The following is a 17,758-nucleotide window of genomic DNA, read 5'->3' as shown; positions in this document are numbered from 1 at the left end:
AACATCCTTAAAAATTTGCGGGTAATATATTTACTCATAAATTTTAATTAATTTTACCAACTTTTATTTTAAAAAATTATTTCTATTAAGAATCCAACTCACCATCCGAATTTCAAAGCAGATATTGCGAATATTAATAAAATTCCAATTGTCACCCAGTTACTGGATATTATTTGTCTTACAACAGGAATGGGGTTTACGGCTATTGCCAAGGTCACAGAAGATAGATGGATTACCTGCGCTGTAAACGATAAAATTAAATTCGGATTAAGACCGGGAGACGAGCTTAAAGTAGAGACCACTATTTGTAACGAGGTACGCCAGCATGAACAGGCGGTTTTTATAGATAATGTAGCTACCAGTGAAACCTATGCCAAGCATCCAACTCCTGCTATGTATGGTTTTTCAAGTTATATTTCGGTTCCTCTTTATAAAAAAGATGGGAGTTTTTTTGGTACTATTTGCGCTATAGATAAAGAAAAAGCCAAAATAGATACCGAAGAAATTAGGGGGATGTTTGAGCTTTATGCCGAGTTAATAAGTTTTCACCTGGAAGCTATTGAGGAAAAAGAAAATGCCGTAGCCGAACTTAACGAAGAGCAGCATATAGCTGAACTTCGGGAACAATTTATTGCAATTTTAGGTCACGACTTAAAAAACCCGATTGCCACTACCCGAATGAGTGCTGAAATTTTAATGAAATTTAGTAAAGAAGAGATTGTAAAACGCAATGCTTCCCTTATTAAATCTACCAGCATCAGGATGGAAGGTTTAATTGATAATTTGTTAGATTTTGCCCGTGGACGCTTGGGAGAAGGGATAAAACTTAATAAGACTACCGAGTCTAAAAAGTTGAAAGAGGTATTAAAACAGGTAATAAACGAATTAAAAATCACTTCTCCTGAACAGAAAATTTCTTCTAAAATTCAAATAAAAAATCCGGTGAATTGTGATCCAGATAGAATTGCACAATTATGCTCTAACCTTCTTGGAAATGCAGTAACCCACGGTGCAGCAGATAAATCTATAGAACTTGAAGCGGTATGCTTAAATGGAGAATTTAAATTAGAAATAACTAATAAAGGCGTGAAAATTCCTAAGGAAACAAGGGAAAAATTATTTGAACCATTTTATCGTATTGAAGGAAAAGAACCCAAAAAAGGTTTAGGCCTGGGTCTTTATATTGCTTCAGAAATCGCTTCAGCTCATAACGGACAAATAAACGTAAGTTCTTCAGACAAAGAAACTGTTTTCAGTTTTGTAATGCCGGCGCAAAGCTAACCAGGGACAGCCAGAAAACTATCTTATCACCTTATATAAAACACAAGCCTAAAATATAAGGTTAAGAGTTCCCCATACCGCGAAAATAGCCGCAATAAATATCCAGGCCAAAATTAATAAAATAAAGAGTTTGGCCAAAAAGTGAAAACCGGAAGTGGCTGTTTTGTAATTTTCGAGAAAAATATAAAAAGGATTCATAGCACAAATATTAAGGTTAGACATAGAACCTTAATAGAAATTCGCTATAAAAAAGTAGTGGCATAAACTTTTTATACTGAAAAGATAACTTTGAAGTTTTACACTTTCAAGATAAACTGATCAGAATTTTTAAAGGTAATTTCCCACCATATTCTTATGTTATTGTCCAAAAAAGTTCACCTTTAATTTAAGACTATAAGTACATTTTTGGAAAGGGGGAAATCCCTTATTAATTAACTTCAAGAATTAAATAGAAAATATTTTCGTGAAAATCCTTATCATTTTCCCCTAATAAGTAATGGCAAGAAGTAAGGAAATTTGAGGCTATTCAGGGTTTTTATGAAGAAAATTCAAATAAAAATGGGAAGTATTTAAATAATAAATTACTTCCCCAAAAAATCAAAAGAACCAAATTTAGCTCTCTTTTTTAAATGATATTTTTGCGTTCACTGCGTACGACGCAATTTTATTATTAATTACATTCGCGTGCATTTCTTTCACGTAAACCGATTCTATATTCTTTACACTTTTAGAAGCCTCTGCAAGGGCATTTCTGGTTGCATCATCAAAACTCTCTGTTGAAGTTGCAATTACTTCAATAACTTTTACAATACTCATAATTTTTTTCGTTTTTATGGTTATATCTTAAAGTTAATGAATGAGTTAGCCTATATAAAAGGTTTAACAAACTATAACACGCACTTAAATCTTTATTCCTAAAAAAATTAAAAAACTGTTTTTAAGAAAAAATGTGCAGGAAAAACATAGCTTGTTTAAGACAGAGAAAATGCCGTGCAAAAGCCTACTTTGGTGATTTAATACAACCCAGTTTGACACTTAACTTAAATTTAAGAGCTAAATATTTAAATTAAGACAATCGCCTTGTTTTACCGTTTATAGATTTACCCCAATGGTACTGCCAGTAAAGGAATTTGGAGTTCGTCTATAAGATCTTTTTTCTTGTTAGATGTAAAAAGTCCGTACACCAGATTTCTTTTCTTATGCCCGGCAACTACCAAATCAATATTACACTCCTCTACCAACTTTTTGATAGATTTTATTACAGAGCCTTCAATTAGACGTCCTTCCACATCTACATTATGTTCTTTCGTAAGATTTTCAGCCCATTTTTCTATGATAGCCTTTTCTTCTTTTCGCTCCTCGGCCCTTTTCTCATATACATATTGGGGCCCGGCTTCCCTTGCAAGAAAATCATCGGGATCGGCTTCGGTAACGTGAATTATCCAAATTTTGGCGCTTGTTAATTTAGAAATATTAACCGCGTGTGAAATAAGCGTTTCGGCATCTTTTTTATGGTCTACGGCTACTAAGATATTCTTCATGTTATGGCAGGTTTAAGAAACTAAAAATAGGAAAAAATTATACGCTTCTAAAATATTTAGGAAGTAAACTACCCCGAAGCACGCTCACAAGGTATCCATTGAGAACCATTGTTTAATTTTCAATCTTAGGTTCGGAGCATTTAAACCTAGATTATCGAGTAAGCCTCATTATTTTGAGTTTAAATGTTTGTTTTTCAATTTTTCTAACTAATGATTATACTTTATCTTTACAGCTAATTTTTCAAATTCATATAAGAATAAAACAGGAGTAAAAACCGTTTTATTTTTCTTCTCGGTGGTCACGGGAGCTTATGCTTTTCTTATTTTCTATTTTATCTACCTGATGAAAACACGGTGACCTAAGATTTTTTTCTAATTTGAATAATTTTCCCTTTTTTATCGCTTCATTTTCAAGAGAGATTAAATTGAAATACATAAAAGCTAACCCGATGATTTCTAAGGGAAAAAACACTGTTTTTGCCGGTGTGGAATTTCAAATTTAGAAATTAAACTATGAAAAAATATTTTCTTTTAATCCTTTTACTTCCGCTCTCAATTTTAAATGCCCAGGAACTTAAGGTAGATGTTAAAGCCGGAAATATATCAAATTTAATCAATGACGGATTTATTGATTTAGAGGTCTCGGGTGGTGAACCTCCTTATACTTATAAATGGTCTGATCAAAATACCGGTTTAGAATCAAAATCGGCTTACGGACTTACAGAAGGAATTTCTTATAAAGTAAAGATTACCGATAGTGAAGGTACCAGTCTTACCAGTGAGTTTAAAATAAAGCCCAAAGCAATTACCGAACATTTTAATGGTGCCGCTGTTCCCCTGGTAGAAAGCCTTGGGAGTTTCCTGTTTTGGGATCCGTTTACCGCATTTGGGATTTATGATCCAGTAGTTTATGCCGAAGTTGCTAAAGTACCTATCCCAAATTGGAGCCCTTCTATAGAAGATCGTTATTTACTTAAGGAATGGAAAGTTAATGAGGGTGAAAAGGTAAATGAAGGAGATCTTATAGCGATAGTAAATTCAAAAAACCAGGGTGATTTAAATATTTATGCGAATACCAACGGGAGCCTGAAACACCTAACCAAGACCGGAGATGTAATTTACGATTCCAACAACAGCGATGACCTTATTAAAGCCGGCGCTCATAATTTAGCCGAAATTAAATACCCCACTCCCCTGCCGGTTGCTCATCCTAATGGAGATCCTCAAACCCATAATATACCTCTGATAGTGATTTGGTTGATATTTGGTGCTGCTTTTTTTACGGTAAAAATGGGTTTTATAAATTTTAAAGGGGTAAGACATTCTATAGACCTGGCGCGGGGAAAATATGATGATCCTACTGCACCCGGAAAAATTACTCATTTTCAAACCATGGCTACCGCAGTTTCTGCTACGGTGGGGCTGGGAAATATTGCCGGTGTAGCCATTGCTATATCTTTGGGAGGAGCTGGAGCAACCTTTTGGATGATTATTGCCGGACTTTTAGGTATGGCTTCAAAATTTGTTGAATGTACTTTGGGGATTAAATATAGGGTTATTAATAAGGAAGGAAAGATCTTTGGTGGCCCTATGAATTATTTACAACACGGGCTTGAACGAAGAAACATGAAAGGCTTCGGAAAGGTTCTGGCGGTTCTTTTTGCTGTTCTTTGTATTGGAGCAACCCTGGGTGGCGGGAATATGTTTCAGGCAAACCAGTCTTTCGAGATTCTTGCAAGTCAGTTTAAATTTATGGAAGGAAATGGTTTTTATTTTGGTTTGGCCCTTGCAGGATTGGTTGGCCTGGTAATCCTTGGAGGTATTGAGAGTATAGGTAAAGTTACCGGAAGAATTGTACCTTTAATGGCCTTAATTTATGTCGTATCTGCACTTGTAGTTATTGGCGTAAATTTCGAAAATATTGGTTCAGCATTTTCTGCAATTTATAATGGAGCATTTAATGCTACAGCCTTGAAAGGCGGAGTAATAGGCGTTCTTATTGTTGGTTTTCAAAGAGCTGCATTCTCCAGCGAATCTGGAGTGGGTTCGGCGGCCATTGCCCACAGTGCGGGAAAAACAAGACATCCTGCTTCTGAAGGTTATGTGGCTTTAATTGAACCTTTTATTGATACTGTAATCATCTGTACTTTGACCGCCCTTGTTCTAATTTTTACAGGGATGCACGAGGTAGAAGGCATTGGCGGGGTGCAACTTACCTCGGGAGCTTTTGCTACCGTAATGCCGTGGTTCCCCTATGTGTTGAGTGTGGTTGTATTTCTCTTCGCATTTTCTACTATGATTTCCTGGTCTTATTACGGGCTTCGCGCGTGGACTTATATATTCGGAAAAACCAACAGGAGCGAATTGGTTTTTAAATCTATGTTCCTTCTATTTGTGGTAGTTGGGGCTTCAGTAGGGCTTGGAGCTGTGCTTGATTTCTCTGATATGATGATTTTAACCATGTCTTTCCCCAATATTATAGGTTTATACATTATGTCTGGCGAGGTAAGAAATGACCTAAAGGAATATAACCGAAAGTTGAAAGCAGGAGAATTATCTACTAAAACTTCAGAGTAAAATACCTCAGAGCAATCCTGATTATCGAATAAATAATTTTAGATAATTAAAAACCTTCCGGCAAACACCGGAAGGTTCTTTTGAATTTGAAAAAAAATAAATCTTGCCCTTAAACCAGCCCCGAAATATTTCCTTCCAAATTTACTGTTATATTTTCTGAAGCAGGATGCGCCGGTACGCCGGGCATTCGCATCATATCTCCGGTTATGGGAATAAGAAATCCTGCACCGGTAGCTATTTCAATCTCTCTCACAGTTAATGTAAATCCTGTAGGTCTTCCTAATAGTGCCGGATTATCCGATAAAGATTTTTGGTTTTTTGCGATACAAACCGCTAATTCTTCCAGTCCCAGATCTATAATGGTTTTAAGGTTTCTCCTCGCTTTGGGAGAAAATTCTACCCTTTCAGCTCCTTGTACTTTTTTTAGCAATGGTTTCTATTTTGGTCACCACATCCTGCTCCCAGTTGTAAAGCGGTTTAAAATCTGAATTATTCTCTTCAATAGCTTCTATTACTTTGGCAGCTAAATCACGCGCTCCTGCTCCTCCTTTAGCCCAACCATCAGAAAGGGCAACTTTAATATTTAGTTTTCGGGCCAGGTCAAAAATAACCTGAATCTCTTCATCGCTATCGGTGTAACATTTGTTGATGGCAATAACCGTGGTTATATTATATAATTGTGCGTTTTCCAGGTGTTTTTCCAGATTGGGAAGTCCTTTAATTAAGGCCTCTACATTAGGAATTGTAAGCGTCTTTAAATCTGCACCGCCGGGATACTTTAGCGCTCTAATAGTTGTTGTCATTACCACAACCTTAGGCGCCAGGCCTGCACTTTGACATTTTATATCAAGGAATTTTTCTCCACCAAGATCAAAACCAAAACCAGCCTCAGTCACCGTATAATCTGAAAGACTCACCTCATTCGAGTGGCGATAACAGAGCTGGTTCCTGGGCGATATTTGCAAAAGGACCTAAATAAATAATTGCAGGATTTCCTTCAATAGTTGTACAAGGTTTGGTTTAAACACATCTTTAAGTAAGGTAGCCATAGCACTTTCGGCATTAAGATGACGGGCAAAAACTTGTTTTTTTTCCAAAGGTATACCCAATAAAAATATTCCCTAAACGTCCTTTTAAATCGTCCAGATTTTCGGCAAGGCACATAATGGACATAATCTCTGAAGCCGCAGTAACGTCAAATCCGCTCTCCCTTGGAATTCCTGAAACGGTTCCTCCAAGCCCAATAACGATATTCCGAAGGGAACGATCGTTTACATCCATCACTCTTTTAAGAGAAATAGTGTGGGGATCAAAATCAAGATTATTTATTTTTGACTGAATATTGTTATCTACCAGGGTAGCAAGCAAATTATGATATTTATCTATTGCTAAAAAATCTCCAGTAAAATGAAGGTTTATATCTTCCATAGGGAGAACCTGCGAACAGCCTCCTCCTTTGGCGCCACCTTTAATCCCAATACCCGTCCCAAAGAAGGTTCACGTAAAACAACCGTGGTTTTCTTTCCTAGTCGGTTTAAGGCTTCTGAAAGTCCAATGGAAACGGTTGTCTTCCCTTCCCCGGCCGGAGTTGGGGGAAATAGCCGAAACCAGGATTAGGTTGCTGTTTTATACCTTTTCCTTCAATTCTATTAGTGGAAGTTTGGCTTTGGACTTACCATACATTTCAATTTCTTGAGCATCAAGTCCAAATTTTAGGGCAATTTCAGCAATAGGTTTTAACCCGATCTTTTGAGCAATTTCAAGGTCGGTAAGTGGCGTAGTAGTCATCATCTTAACTGCTTTTAGAGACACAAAATTATATGCTTAGTCAGCTTTTAAAAATGACGGGAATCAGGTTATTAAATTATTCAAACGTTCCGAAAGTTTAAATCTTCAGAATTTCCTTTTTAGAGTTTTTTCAAAAAGAAATAGGTAACTTTTATTTCAAACTTTCAGTCTTAATTTCAGCCATTAAGCTGATTTTTATCCAATTTTTACTGAAGTCATTGTTAAAGAGCCCGCGACGGCTTTATCATTGAAAAAGGATATTTCTTCATTTTTATCTTTTAACCCAAGGGTATAAAGCAAGGGGAGATAATGCTCTGGAGTTGGAATGGCCAGTTTCGCCTCTGCTCCCAGATGTTTATAATTAATAAGCCGATTAAAATCGCCTTCAGAAATATACTTTTTAAATTTATCATTCATCTCCAAAGCCCAATCATAACCATAACCCGGTTCTTCTATTTTATCCCAGGCCAGCATTTTTAGATTGTGAACCATATTACCGCTACCAATAATTAAAACACCCTTATACCTGAGTTCCATTAATTCCTTGGCAAGTTCAAAATGATATTTTTCGTCTTTACTATGGTCTAGACTGAGTTGTAAAACCGGAATATCTGCTGCCGGATACATATGCCTCACTAAGGTCCAGGCACCATGGTCTAAACCCCAATCGTGATCTTCTACAATGGCTGTAGATTTCACCAAATCTCTGGTCTCTTTAGCTATTAAAGGACTTCCCGGTGCAGGATATTGAACCTGAAATAATTCCTGAGGGAAAGCACCAAAATCGTGGATGGTTTTAGGAAATTCCATACTTGTAATTCTGGTTCTGTAAGTGAGCCAATGCGCCGAAACCACCAAAACAGCTTTTGGCGTAGGCATTTCTTCTGCCATTTTCTTCCAGCCGCTACTAAATTCGTTATCCTGAATGCCATTCATAGGTGAACCGTGACCAATAAACAAAACAGGCATGGGTTGTTCCTTTCTGGGTAGGTTAGCTGTAAACTTATTAAAATCTGATAGGGCTGACATTTTATGTATTTTAAAAAGAGGAGGCTTATAAATTCAGTTCATGAACTTACAGTCTCCTCTCAATATTTATTGCTTAATGAATTCTCCGTCTACTTCAATATTCACCTCATCACTAAGCATTGGCTCAGGGAAATCGGCTCCTAAATTAAAGTCAGATCGTTTTATGGTTCCTGTAATAGCAAATCCGGAAGTCATATCTTTACTCTGCGGATTTTCTATCGTACCACGGTGCCAAACCTCTAAAGTAACCGGTTTTGTAACTCCGTGAAAAGTAAGGTCTCCGGTAACCTTATATTTGCTATCTCCAATTTTTTCTGAAGAATTACTTTTAAAAATCAGCTTAGGATGGTTTTCAACATCAAAAAAATCGGCACTTTTAAGGTGGCCGTCCCTTCTTTCTACGCCAGTGTTAATAGAGGCTACATCTATTTCCATTTCGTATTCTGCCTTACTAAAATCGTCATTAGATGCTGTTATACTACCTTGAAATTCTCCAAATTGCCCTTCTATTTCAGCAATTCCAAGGTGTACAATGTCAAAAGAAACCTGCGTATGGGCCGGATCGGCCTTCCAGGTTGTTTGTGCGAAAATGTTTGTGCTTAAAAAAGCGATAAACAAAAAAGAAAATACTTGTTTCATAATATTTAGTTTAGATTAATTAATAAAGTTTCATTGTTTAATATATGCCGGATTTTCGGACTCATCAATCAGCACCAGTTACTTGGGAGCCTCTATCTAATACTTCTAACCACAGAAATCCGGTGGCGCCTATTAGAGCAATTTTCATATTTAATCACAATTTCCATAAGTTGCACAGGAATCTCCTTCAGAAACTTCCAAATGATTTTTCTTCGGTTTAAATTCTTTCCAGGCTTTTTCCAGGGTTTGCAAAAAGGCATCTGTAGGCTGCGCTCCCGAAATTGCATATTTATCATCTATCACAAAAAATGGAACTCCTCTTACTCCAATATTGCGCGCTTCCATTTCATCCTGCTTCACTTCATAAGCAAAAGCATCAGATTCCAGGGTGTTTTTTACTTCTCCCGTTTCTAACCCTCTTGAGATACCAATGCCCTGTAAAACTTCAGCATTATCTATATTTTTTGCTTCCTCAAAATGAGCTATAAATAGTGCTTCTTCAATTTCATTTCCCAGGCCTTTTGATTTACCCATTTGAATAAGCCTGTGGGCCATAAATGAATTGGCGGTCACCGAAGTTTCCAGATTAAACTTCAACCCAACTTCAGCAGCCATATTGGTTGCGCCGCTAAACATTTCTTTTGCCCGAGTTTCGCTTACACCTTTTGCTTTAACGAAATACTCCAGGGTACTGAGATTAGGATCGGTCTTTAAATTTGGATCTAGCTGATAACTTTTCCATTCAACCTCTATTTCTTTTTCCTGTGGAAACTTTGCCAGCGCAGCTTCAAATTTTTTCTTTCCGATGTAGCAAAAAGGACATCTTACGTCTGACCATATTTTAACTTTCATATTTCTTTTTTTATAATGCTGAATATAAATTTAACTCGATAATCAAGATTTAAATGCTCCGAGGTAGTTTACTCAATAATTGTTATACAAAGATGGGGAACAATCTTATTAAAATAATTCACCTATGTTAATTAAGTGGGGTTTAGTAAAGGTTCTTACGAATCCTGCTTAAAGATTGGGGTTTAATCCCCAGGTAGGATGCGATAAGGTACTGCGGAATGCGTTTTATAAAATGCGGGTTACGTTTTGAAAAACTTTTATACCTATGATCGGCATCTTCACTAATAGTCTTGGCAATTCTCGTATGTAAGGAAGCTAATGAATTCTGGAGTAGAATTCTAAAAAACCTATCGAATAAGGGATGCATGCGACAGAGTTTTTCGAAATTTTCTTTATTGATAAGTAATGCTCTGGTGGGCTCCAGCGTTTCTATAGTGGAAACGGCTTCAGTATCCCTAAAATAACTGGAAGCATCTGTGATCCAGTATTCTTCAATAGCCAGTTGAATTACATTTTTATCTCCTTTTTCACTAAGGTAGTAAGAAAAACACCCCCCTTCAAGAATAAAAAACTGGTAATTGCAGGCACTTCCGGCTTCAACTAAGTATTCCTTTTTGTCGTAGGTTTTTTCAAAAGAAAGCTCTTTTAAATGGGTAAGCATTTCCGACGAAATTTCTTCGCCCAGAGTTCTTTCTATATTTTTCCTAATAAAACTCTCCATAACTGAAACGCTATTTTTTCACTGCCGATTAAAAATTGAAACTACCAATCCTAAAGGTACAAAAAGATGGTTTTCATTTTAAAATATGGCTCAAAATGGATTTAAAGTTAACCCTATCACACTCCTAAATATTTTTCCTGCTTTTAATTTTTTTTTTGGTTTATATGCAAGAAGGTGGTAAATTGCAGGTTAATATTTTAATTATTAGCAATTTAGCTATGAACAAGGTTTTTTCTAAACTTAAGATCATCTTCCCGACTTATTAAGCACCCGCGAGTGTGCTTTCTTAACCTGCATCCTTTATTTTAAATTTTATTTACTCGAAAATCGAGGTTAAAAACGCTGAGGCTTGCCTCTACGAAATTACTATTTCCCCGAAACGGGAAACCTAACTCGCTATATAAAGGTTTTACTACAGGTAGGTATTTAATTAAATTTTTGTTCAATTAAAATATTCTATAAAATGGCAAAGCGAGGTACAAATTTAAAACCTTCAAAAGTCGATTTAAAAGCACGTAAACAAGAAAAAGCTGCACGTAAACTTGAAGAAAAGAAAATGAAGGGCAGAAGAAAAGTGGGAGGTTAATTTTAAAGCAAAACTAAACAAATTTTAGTGCGGCAAAATTAACCCGGAATTTTCATAATGAGAATTCGGTTTGCCTACGTTTGGCACACCGAATTCTCTAATTTTTATTCAATAATCATAACAAAAATGATCACTAATAATAGCATTCAGGAAGGAGTTACTATGTACAATAGTTTATCACCGGAGAATAATTTCCTAAAACAATATTTTGAAAATTCTATTGTTCCCCAGCTTCTTATTGATTCTGAATTATTCTTAAAAGATTTTACCCCGGCGGCGGGAAGACTTTTTAAGCTGAATAAGGAACATTTGGATAGAAATATATGCGGAATTAAAGAAAAAATGAAACACAAGTCTTTTATTGAGAACGTTAGGGGTGTTTTAATTACCGAAACAGTCCTGGAAAAGGAAATTAAATTGAGTGATGAACGCAGGTTCTTAATGTGTATTCAACCTTATTTTTCTGAAAATGAAGAAGCCATTACCGGCCTTATAGTGACTTTTACTCAACTTGAAACGCCGGCTGCCTTAATAGAAGAAAATAAAAGACTAAAATCAGAAAACCAGGAGCTTAAAGAATTCCTTTACCGGGAGCTTACAAAATCACGTAAATAAGCTCTTAATTAGGAAATGAATTATTTTTCACTTCCGTGTAGTACGAGAATAGGAATTGAATTTGATACTTTAGAATAAATACCGCGTTTGGTATGAAGAAAACTGTCGCATAATCCCAGGTTTTTTCCCATCATAACAATCATATCAAAACGATCCTGAATTTTTTGCAGGTTAGAATCAGAAAAAATGTTTTTGTCTTTAAAAGGTATCACCTTCACTTTCCTGTTCTTAATTTGGGAGAAAATCTTTCTTCCTTTTTCCACATCTACTCCTTTCGTGGGATCCCCAATCTCTATAACTGTTAAATCTGCCCCTTCAGAAATTTTTGGTTTATTGAAGATGGTAAAAATATCTTTATTCAGGGAAGTTGAATAATCTATTGGAAAAATCATTTTCTTTAAGGGTTTAAACTCGCAATGCTCTGCAACCGCCAAAATATTATACCTTATTTTTTTAATCACTTCATAAGTATGATTACCAATAATTGTAAACGGGGAATGGCCTTTATGGGCTGCTCCCATTACAATTAGGTCTACATTTTTTTCATCGGCATATTTACGGGTAGCAGTTAGCAAGTCACTTTCTGAATATAAAGCGAAAAATTTGTGATCGTTATTTGTACTTATTTCCTGGAGTTCCTCCATTCTCTGGTGCAGTTTTTTTAGAGCAAGTTCCTTCTTTTTCCTGTTCCAGGCTGGCTTCAGGATTAAATCCTCTTATATTAAGCATATAAAAATTCACAGGAATATCGCCAAGAAACTGTACCGCATAACTTCCGGCATTTCTAGCTACATCAGAGAGATCTGTCAAAATAAGTACATTCATACTACTGTATATTAGTTCAGTAAGTATGCAAAACTATAGCAAGATTAATTTTATAAAAATGATGAAAATCACTTTATTTTAATTTTTTGAAGGATTTAAAAAAGCTAATACATTCATTTTCAACCTGAAGAATAACGATTAAGTACGTATTACGTGCGTTGATCCCAAACTTCCTTTAAAAGAAAAATGAAAAAAAACTGCTTAAAAGGTATACCGAAAGCCAAGCAGGTAGGCATCGTCCCCGCTTGAAAAAGTCACTTCCATTTGTTGATCTTCATAAGGAGTGGTGAAAAAGAAAGTACTTCCTATTCCTATTGCTGCTCCGGCCAGCACATCCCAACCATCGTGCCGTTTAGCATTTAACCTACTATAACCGGTAAAACCTGCAAGAATATAGGCTGGAATACTATATTTAAAACCATATCTACGATGAAAAAATGAAGCACCCTGAAATGCCACCGAGGTATGTCCCGATGGAAAAGCATAACCTCCTCCCTGAAGGGGGCGTTCTTTATTTATTAAATACTTTCCCGCGCCGGTTACCGCCAAATTAAGCAGAAAACTCTTTGTAAACTGCCAGCACCCCTTGTGGTCTTTTAGAATTAATGAAGTAGTAAGGGCCGAAACCGGAAGTAAAATAACCGAAGCATCTCCGGATTTCTCAATAAATGAATCTTCCTTTTCAAAAAACTGACTGTAGGTGTTATCGGTTGATAATAAAAAAATACTACAGAAAATGACTAAAAATATTTTCTTGATTACATAAGCAGGTTCATTTTGTTGATAGGTAGAAGTTTGAAAAATCATTAGTTAGGTTTAAAAAATTATTTTTATAGCGTGAATCCATAAAAATAAGTTCAGGTATTAACTATAGAAAATAAGGATTTTTAAATTTTTCCTAAACCTCGGGTGAAATAGTTAAACTATTATTAATCAGATGTCTTTTAATAGTTTAAGTGATAAAATTTAGCTTTGAAAATTAGTATCTACTCAATAAGAGATTAAATACTCCGAGGTGGTTTGCCTGAAATAGAACATTATTACTTACATCAAATTAAGTTATAGTTCGGTTGTCCTTTATATTTTTAAGGAAAATATTTTTCCTTTTAGATCGATAATTAAAAAATTTTATTAAATTGCCACAAAGTTAAATTAAGATGTTAATTTTCAGTAGCTTGCAATATAGATTTATCAATTAAGCTACACCTTACATTTATAATTTCAACTTTTACTATAATCATAGAAATGAACCATTTTTGAAAAAGGTTTATTTTCAGATTATATCCCTCTCAACATTTCCCCTACATACATTTAGTTCCGGGATTAATATCCCGATTTAACCCCTATACACCCTATTAGATCAATTATTTTTTGATCGAATTGGTTGTATATGGTCAACTAATTTTTCGGACTTAAAGCACCCCAAATTGTGCTTAAATGTTTCATGCCTCAATTATCAGGATATACCGTAATAAAAATTTTATTAACAACTAAAAACCAGTTAATTATGTCAGATTCAAATCACCATGGAATGCACAGTTTTGAGGGTAAAAACGTGCTTTGCTCGCATCATTCTTTTGAAGAAGAAAGCTTTGGCCGTTTTGGTAGAATGTTCAGAGAGTTGTCACCGCTTTATAATCCTCCATCCACACTTTCCGGATTAGGAAAAAAAGATGGACCAATGAATGGAGGTAATTCTCCTAAATTTACTAATTCAGTTCCATTAGGGATGGTATTTTTTGGTCAGTTTATTGACCATGATATAACTTTTGATACCTCTACCAGCTTTAGTAGTATTAATAATCCCAATGAAATTGAAAACTCACGTTCTGCTAATTTAGACCTGGATAGCGTATTTGGGGGTGGCCCCGAAGATGATCCCTTTCTTTACAAACCAAGAGAAGAAGGTTACTACCTGTTAACCGCATTGAGTAATAATAATATAGGTCAAAACCAGGCTACAGAAAAAAATGACCTGCAGCGCAACGGAAAGGAAACCGCCATAATTGGAGATCCCAGGAACGATGAAAACCGGGTGATTTCCCAAATGCAGTTAGCTTTCGTTAGATTTTATAATGCCAATTATAAAATAATGAAGGACGCTAACCCGGGATATAGTCCTGAACATTTATATGAAGAAGCAAGAAAAACAACAACATGGCATTATCAATGGATTGTTGTAAATGAATTTCTACCAATGATGTGCGGAAAATATTTAGTGGCCGATATTTTAGGAAATGGTCGTAAATTTTATAAGCCTGTTTATAGTGCATTCATTCCGGTAGAATTTTCTGTAGCAGCTTTTAGATTCGGACATACTATGATTGCGCAGAAATTAAAACTGCAACAAGATGGTGAAATGAAGAGTATCTTTTCAAAAGAATTTGGGAAAGGTTTTTCAAGATTAACCAGTAGCGACCAGGCAATTGAGTGGAACGCTTTTTTTGATTATGGTACCGATTTCCAAAAGGCAGAAAAACTGGACACAACCTTAGCTCCTATTTTACTGGAATTACCTTTTGTGCCTTCTGATGATCCAAATGATAAATCTTTAGCAACAAGGAATTTTAGAAGAGGACAAAGCTTTCTTCTACCTTCTGGAGAAAATGTTGCGAGACATATGCAAAGAGAAGACAGTGAAATTGAGCAGGTGGTAGACTTTGTGAACAATAAGGAAAAAATGGTGGATGTTGATTTGTCTGCGGGCATACCGCTGTGGTATTACGTTTTGGCAGAAGCAGAAGTAATAGGAAGGCAGGACTCTGACACTCAATTCTCTTCGGGAGAAGGCCTGGGCCCTGTGGGCGGCAGAATCGTGGCAGAGGTACTTCTAGGTCTTTTGGAACTTGATAGAGAGTCCTTTTTAGGCAACAATCGGGATTGGGTACCAACGCACGGTAAAAAAAGAGTTTTTACAATGAAAGATCTATTAGAAGAGGCAGATAAAGCTTACGATCTGTAAGAAATAAAATAATGTTGAGTTCCTCGTAATCTAATTTCTGAAGCTTGCTTGGAAATAATTTCGAACTTATATATACAAATCAAACCTGTAAAAACTTGATTAATTGGAAATTCAAAAAGCCCCAAATTTACTGTTTGGGGCTTTTTTATCAATTTTATAGTACGAATGCTGAAAGAACCCTCCCTTGCCAATTAGGTTTTACTTCATCTTGAGTATGTATTAGGTTTACCTAAGAAATTTACGTTTCTGAAATCTCAGTGTCAATTTTATAGAAATTATCTTCCTGGTGTTCACCTTTTATTCTTTGAAGTTTTAAAACTACTCTTGTACCTTTTGGTTCACAATTTTCATCTTTTTTATCGATGATTTCATAGGTTATTTTTCCTGAATAGCTCTTATTATAAAGGCTTATACGCTCCTGAATAATTTGCATTCCCATACTTTTATGCTTTTTACCTGAGGTTGTTTTCTTCCCTGCATTTTTTCGGCCTACCCCATTGTCATCTATGATAATAGTAATTTCATCTTCGGCAGGAATTATATTAATAAGCAATTGTTTTTTGTCGCATTTGCTCGGCAGCAGTCCGTGCCATATCGCATTTTCAATAAAAGGCTGCAGTAAAAGTGGTGGGATATTAATACCTTCTACAGCCGATTCTTCTAACTTAATTTCATAAGTGAAATCTTTTTCAAAGCGGTTTTCCTCCAGAGTTAAATAATAGCGAGTCAATTTTATCTCTTCGCTAAGCGGAATTATATGTTTCTGCGAAGTTTCCAATACCATACGCGTGTAGCGGCTAAAAACCACGAGGTATTTCATAGCCTTTTCATTCTCTTTAGTTTGGATGAGATAAGTTATTGCGTTCAAACTATTGAACAAAAAATGCGGATTGATTTGCAGACGGGTTACCAATATCTCAGCCCTGGCAAGGTTACGCTCATAAATGGCCTTCATTTTTTCCTTTTCTTCCTTTAAAACACGGGCATTGGTTTTCTTCTTGGTTTGCGCGTTGCGGTATTGCAAAAAAATGATGATTAAAATGAGTAATAACCCAATTCCCATCAACAGCATTAAAATCCGGCGTTCTTCCAATAACTGTTCCTGGGTTTTCAGCCGGGTTTCCTGTAATGCCCTGTCTTTTTGAAGCAATTCAATTCGGTTTTCCTTCTTCTCAAGATCGTATTTTCTTACTAGGGCTGCGATTTCCACATTCTGTTGGCTGAGTTTTATACTGTCTTCATAAGCTTTCCCCTGCTTATAATAGCTTAAAGCTTCAGCGGGTTCACCGGTCTCTTCTTTTAAATCGGCCATTCGCAGGTAGTTTTCCATTAGTAGGCCGTGTAGGTTTAAGGCTGAAGCCAGGTCAAGCGAATTCTGATAATATTTTTCTGCATTTACCGGCTGGCCCTGTTTTTTCTCGATATCGCCAAGGCTGGAAAGAATTTCAGCTTGTTTTTGTCTATCTCCCATTTGTTGAAAACCTACAAGAGATATATTAAAGAACTCTTTGGCGCGTTCTAAATTTTTGCCTTCCACCAAATATGCCTTACCTAAAAATTCGTTGGTTATCGCCAAACCGTATTGGTCTTCTCGCTCGCGGTTAATTTCCAAAAGTTCGTTTAAATATTCCCGGGCTTTCGTAAACTCACCTTTATCGATGTAATAATCGCCTATGGAAAGGTAATTCATCGCCACACCCAGACTGTTATTTCGTTGTTTTTCGGCCTCCAGGGAACGCTCAAAATAATCTAAAGCCTGGTCGGCGCGACCGGGAATGGAAGTTAAGGCATTCCCGATACCATTGCTGGCAATAGCAATATTTTTAAGATCGTTTTCCTTTTCGGCGATTTTAAGCGCTTCCATATAATAAGAAATAGCTGTATCATAATTTTGATTATAACGCCCGGCCACCCCGGCATTATTAGCAAAGATCATCTTGTTCAGCGGATTGATATCTTTGTCTTTTACCAGGTTATAGGCCTTTGTATGTAGCGGTAAAGATTCGTCGTAATTTTGGTGGTAGCGCATCAAAAGCCCCAGGTTATCTAAAGCGTGGGCATACAACAAGGTGTCATTTAACTGAAGTGCTTTTTGCACCGCTTCCTGTGCGTGTAATAATTCTTCCTCTTCATCATGTGCCTCACGATGAATTTGCCGGCTTAACTGAATTTGAGTGACCACTTTGAGTGAATCCTTTTCGGCCTGCTGAAATTCAGTGTTTAGGCTGTCTATTTTTGACTGGGATAATAACCCGGCGGGTAGAAATAAAATTGCGAGGCAAATTAAAGAAAATAATCCGCTGAAATTTCTAAACTGAGGCAGTGGCATAGGGTTTATAAGG

At 36.1% G+C, this 17,758-nt stretch carries 15 protein-coding genes and 1 pseudogene; 5 read left to right on the top strand and 11 right to left on the bottom strand.

Translation table 11 applies throughout. The annotated features are described in order from the left end of the window. Positions 1–75: 75 nt before the first annotated feature. Entirely contained in the window at positions 76–1,281 is a 1,206-nt protein-coding gene (locus tag B5X53_RS12645; RefSeq protein WP_394341605.1) for a GAF domain-containing sensor histidine kinase, read from the top strand. Between the two features lie 612 nt (positions 1,282–1,893). On the opposite strand, the gene B5X53_RS12640 is transcribed toward B5X53_RS12645, so the two are convergent. Further along, on the bottom strand, positions 1,894–2,097 hold the full coding sequence (locus B5X53_RS12640; RefSeq protein WP_079713589.1) for a dodecin family protein: 204 nt from the start codon (positions 2,095–2,097) through the stop codon (positions 1,894–1,896). A 284-nt stretch (positions 2,098–2,381) separates the two neighbouring features. Then, positions 2,382–2,822, bottom strand: coding sequence for a universal stress protein (locus tag B5X53_RS12635; RefSeq protein WP_079713588.1), 441 nt, complete (start codon positions 2,820–2,822; stop codon positions 2,382–2,384). Between the two features lie 513 nt (positions 2,823–3,335). Between B5X53_RS12635 and B5X53_RS12625 the strand changes: the two genes are divergently transcribed. After that, a complete protein-coding gene (locus B5X53_RS12625) occupies positions 3,336–5,399 on the top strand; it encodes an amino acid carrier protein (RefSeq protein ID WP_079713586.1) in 2,064 nt (687 codons plus the stop codon). 109 nt (positions 5,400–5,508) lie between these two features. On the opposite strand, the pseudogene B5X53_RS19535 reads toward B5X53_RS12625, so the two are convergent. The 5 genes and pseudogenes from B5X53_RS19535 to B5X53_RS12600 all read right to left on the bottom strand — a co-directional run bounded on the left by B5X53_RS19535 (position 5,509) and on the right by B5X53_RS12600 (position 10,428). Next, positions 5,509–7,187, bottom strand: a pseudogene (locus B5X53_RS19535) (formate--tetrahydrofolate ligase). A 195-nt stretch (positions 7,188–7,382) separates the two neighbouring features. After that, entirely contained in the window at positions 7,383–8,216 is an 834-nt protein-coding gene (ygiD, locus tag B5X53_RS12615; RefSeq protein ID WP_079713585.1) for a 4,5-DOPA-extradiol-dioxygenase, read from the bottom strand. A gap of 66 nt (positions 8,217–8,282) precedes the next feature. Beyond that, complete coding sequence (locus B5X53_RS12610; RefSeq protein WP_079713584.1) at positions 8,283–8,855, bottom strand: YceI family protein; 573 nt, start codon at positions 8,853–8,855, stop codon at positions 8,283–8,285. A 150-nt stretch (positions 8,856–9,005) separates the two neighbouring features. Further along, positions 9,006–9,707, bottom strand: coding sequence for a DsbA family oxidoreductase (locus B5X53_RS12605; protein WP_079713583.1), 702 nt, complete (start codon positions 9,705–9,707; stop codon positions 9,006–9,008). Between the two features lie 142 nt (positions 9,708–9,849). Then, positions 9,850–10,428: a Crp/Fnr family transcriptional regulator gene (locus B5X53_RS12600; RefSeq protein WP_079713582.1), complete on the bottom strand. Its 579-nt coding sequence runs from the start codon at positions 10,426–10,428 to the stop codon at positions 9,850–9,852. Between the two features lie 463 nt (positions 10,429–10,891). Between B5X53_RS12600 and B5X53_RS19470 the strand changes: the two genes are divergently transcribed. Both B5X53_RS19470 and B5X53_RS12595 read left to right on the top strand, forming a co-directional pair. Then, positions 10,892–11,014, top strand: a complete 123-nt coding sequence (locus B5X53_RS19470; protein ID WP_262507290.1) for a hypothetical protein — start codon at positions 10,892–10,894, stop codon at positions 11,012–11,014. A 126-nt stretch (positions 11,015–11,140) separates the two neighbouring features. Beyond that, positions 11,141–11,629 (top strand): PAS domain-containing protein, encoded by a 489-nt coding sequence (locus B5X53_RS12595; RefSeq protein WP_157822072.1) that lies wholly within the window; start codon positions 11,141–11,143, stop codon positions 11,627–11,629. A gap of 20 nt (positions 11,630–11,649) precedes the next feature. Here the strand turns inward: B5X53_RS12595 and B5X53_RS12590 are convergent, their stop codons facing one another. From B5X53_RS12590 to B5X53_RS12580, 3 genes are all read right to left on the bottom strand, one after another. After that, the gene (locus B5X53_RS12590) at positions 11,650–12,273 is read right to left on the bottom strand and encodes a universal stress protein (RefSeq protein ID WP_079713580.1); all 624 of its coding nucleotides are present in this window, start codon (positions 12,271–12,273) and stop codon (positions 11,650–11,652) included. Next, the gene (locus tag B5X53_RS12585) at positions 12,242–12,454 is read right to left on the bottom strand and encodes a hypothetical protein (RefSeq protein ID WP_079713579.1); all 213 of its coding nucleotides are present in this window, start codon (positions 12,452–12,454) and stop codon (positions 12,242–12,244) included. Before B5X53_RS12585 ends, B5X53_RS12590 begins: the two co-directional genes overlap by 32 nt. 201 nt (positions 12,455–12,655) lie before the next feature. Then, positions 12,656–13,261, bottom strand: coding sequence for a phosphatase PAP2 family protein (locus tag B5X53_RS12580; protein WP_079713578.1), 606 nt, complete (start codon positions 13,259–13,261; stop codon positions 12,656–12,658). Between the two features lie 700 nt (positions 13,262–13,961). Between B5X53_RS12580 and B5X53_RS12575 the strand changes: the two genes are divergently transcribed. Beyond that, complete coding sequence (locus B5X53_RS12575; RefSeq protein ID WP_157822071.1) at positions 13,962–15,416, top strand: peroxidase family protein; 1,455 nt, start codon at positions 13,962–13,964, stop codon at positions 15,414–15,416. A gap of 238 nt (positions 15,417–15,654) precedes the next feature. On the opposite strand, the gene B5X53_RS12570 is transcribed toward B5X53_RS12575, so the two are convergent. Next, positions 15,655–17,745: a tetratricopeptide repeat protein gene (locus B5X53_RS12570; RefSeq protein WP_079713576.1), complete on the bottom strand. Its 2,091-nt coding sequence runs from the start codon at positions 17,743–17,745 to the stop codon at positions 15,655–15,657. Positions 17,746–17,758 lie beyond the last annotated feature (13 nt).

Origin of the sequence: Salegentibacter salinarum (assembly GCF_900168115.1) — a bacterium.
GTDB lineage: Bacteria > Bacteroidota > Bacteroidia > Flavobacteriales > Flavobacteriaceae > Salegentibacter > Salegentibacter salinarum.
This window is presented reverse-complemented; position numbering and strand designations above follow the sequence as displayed.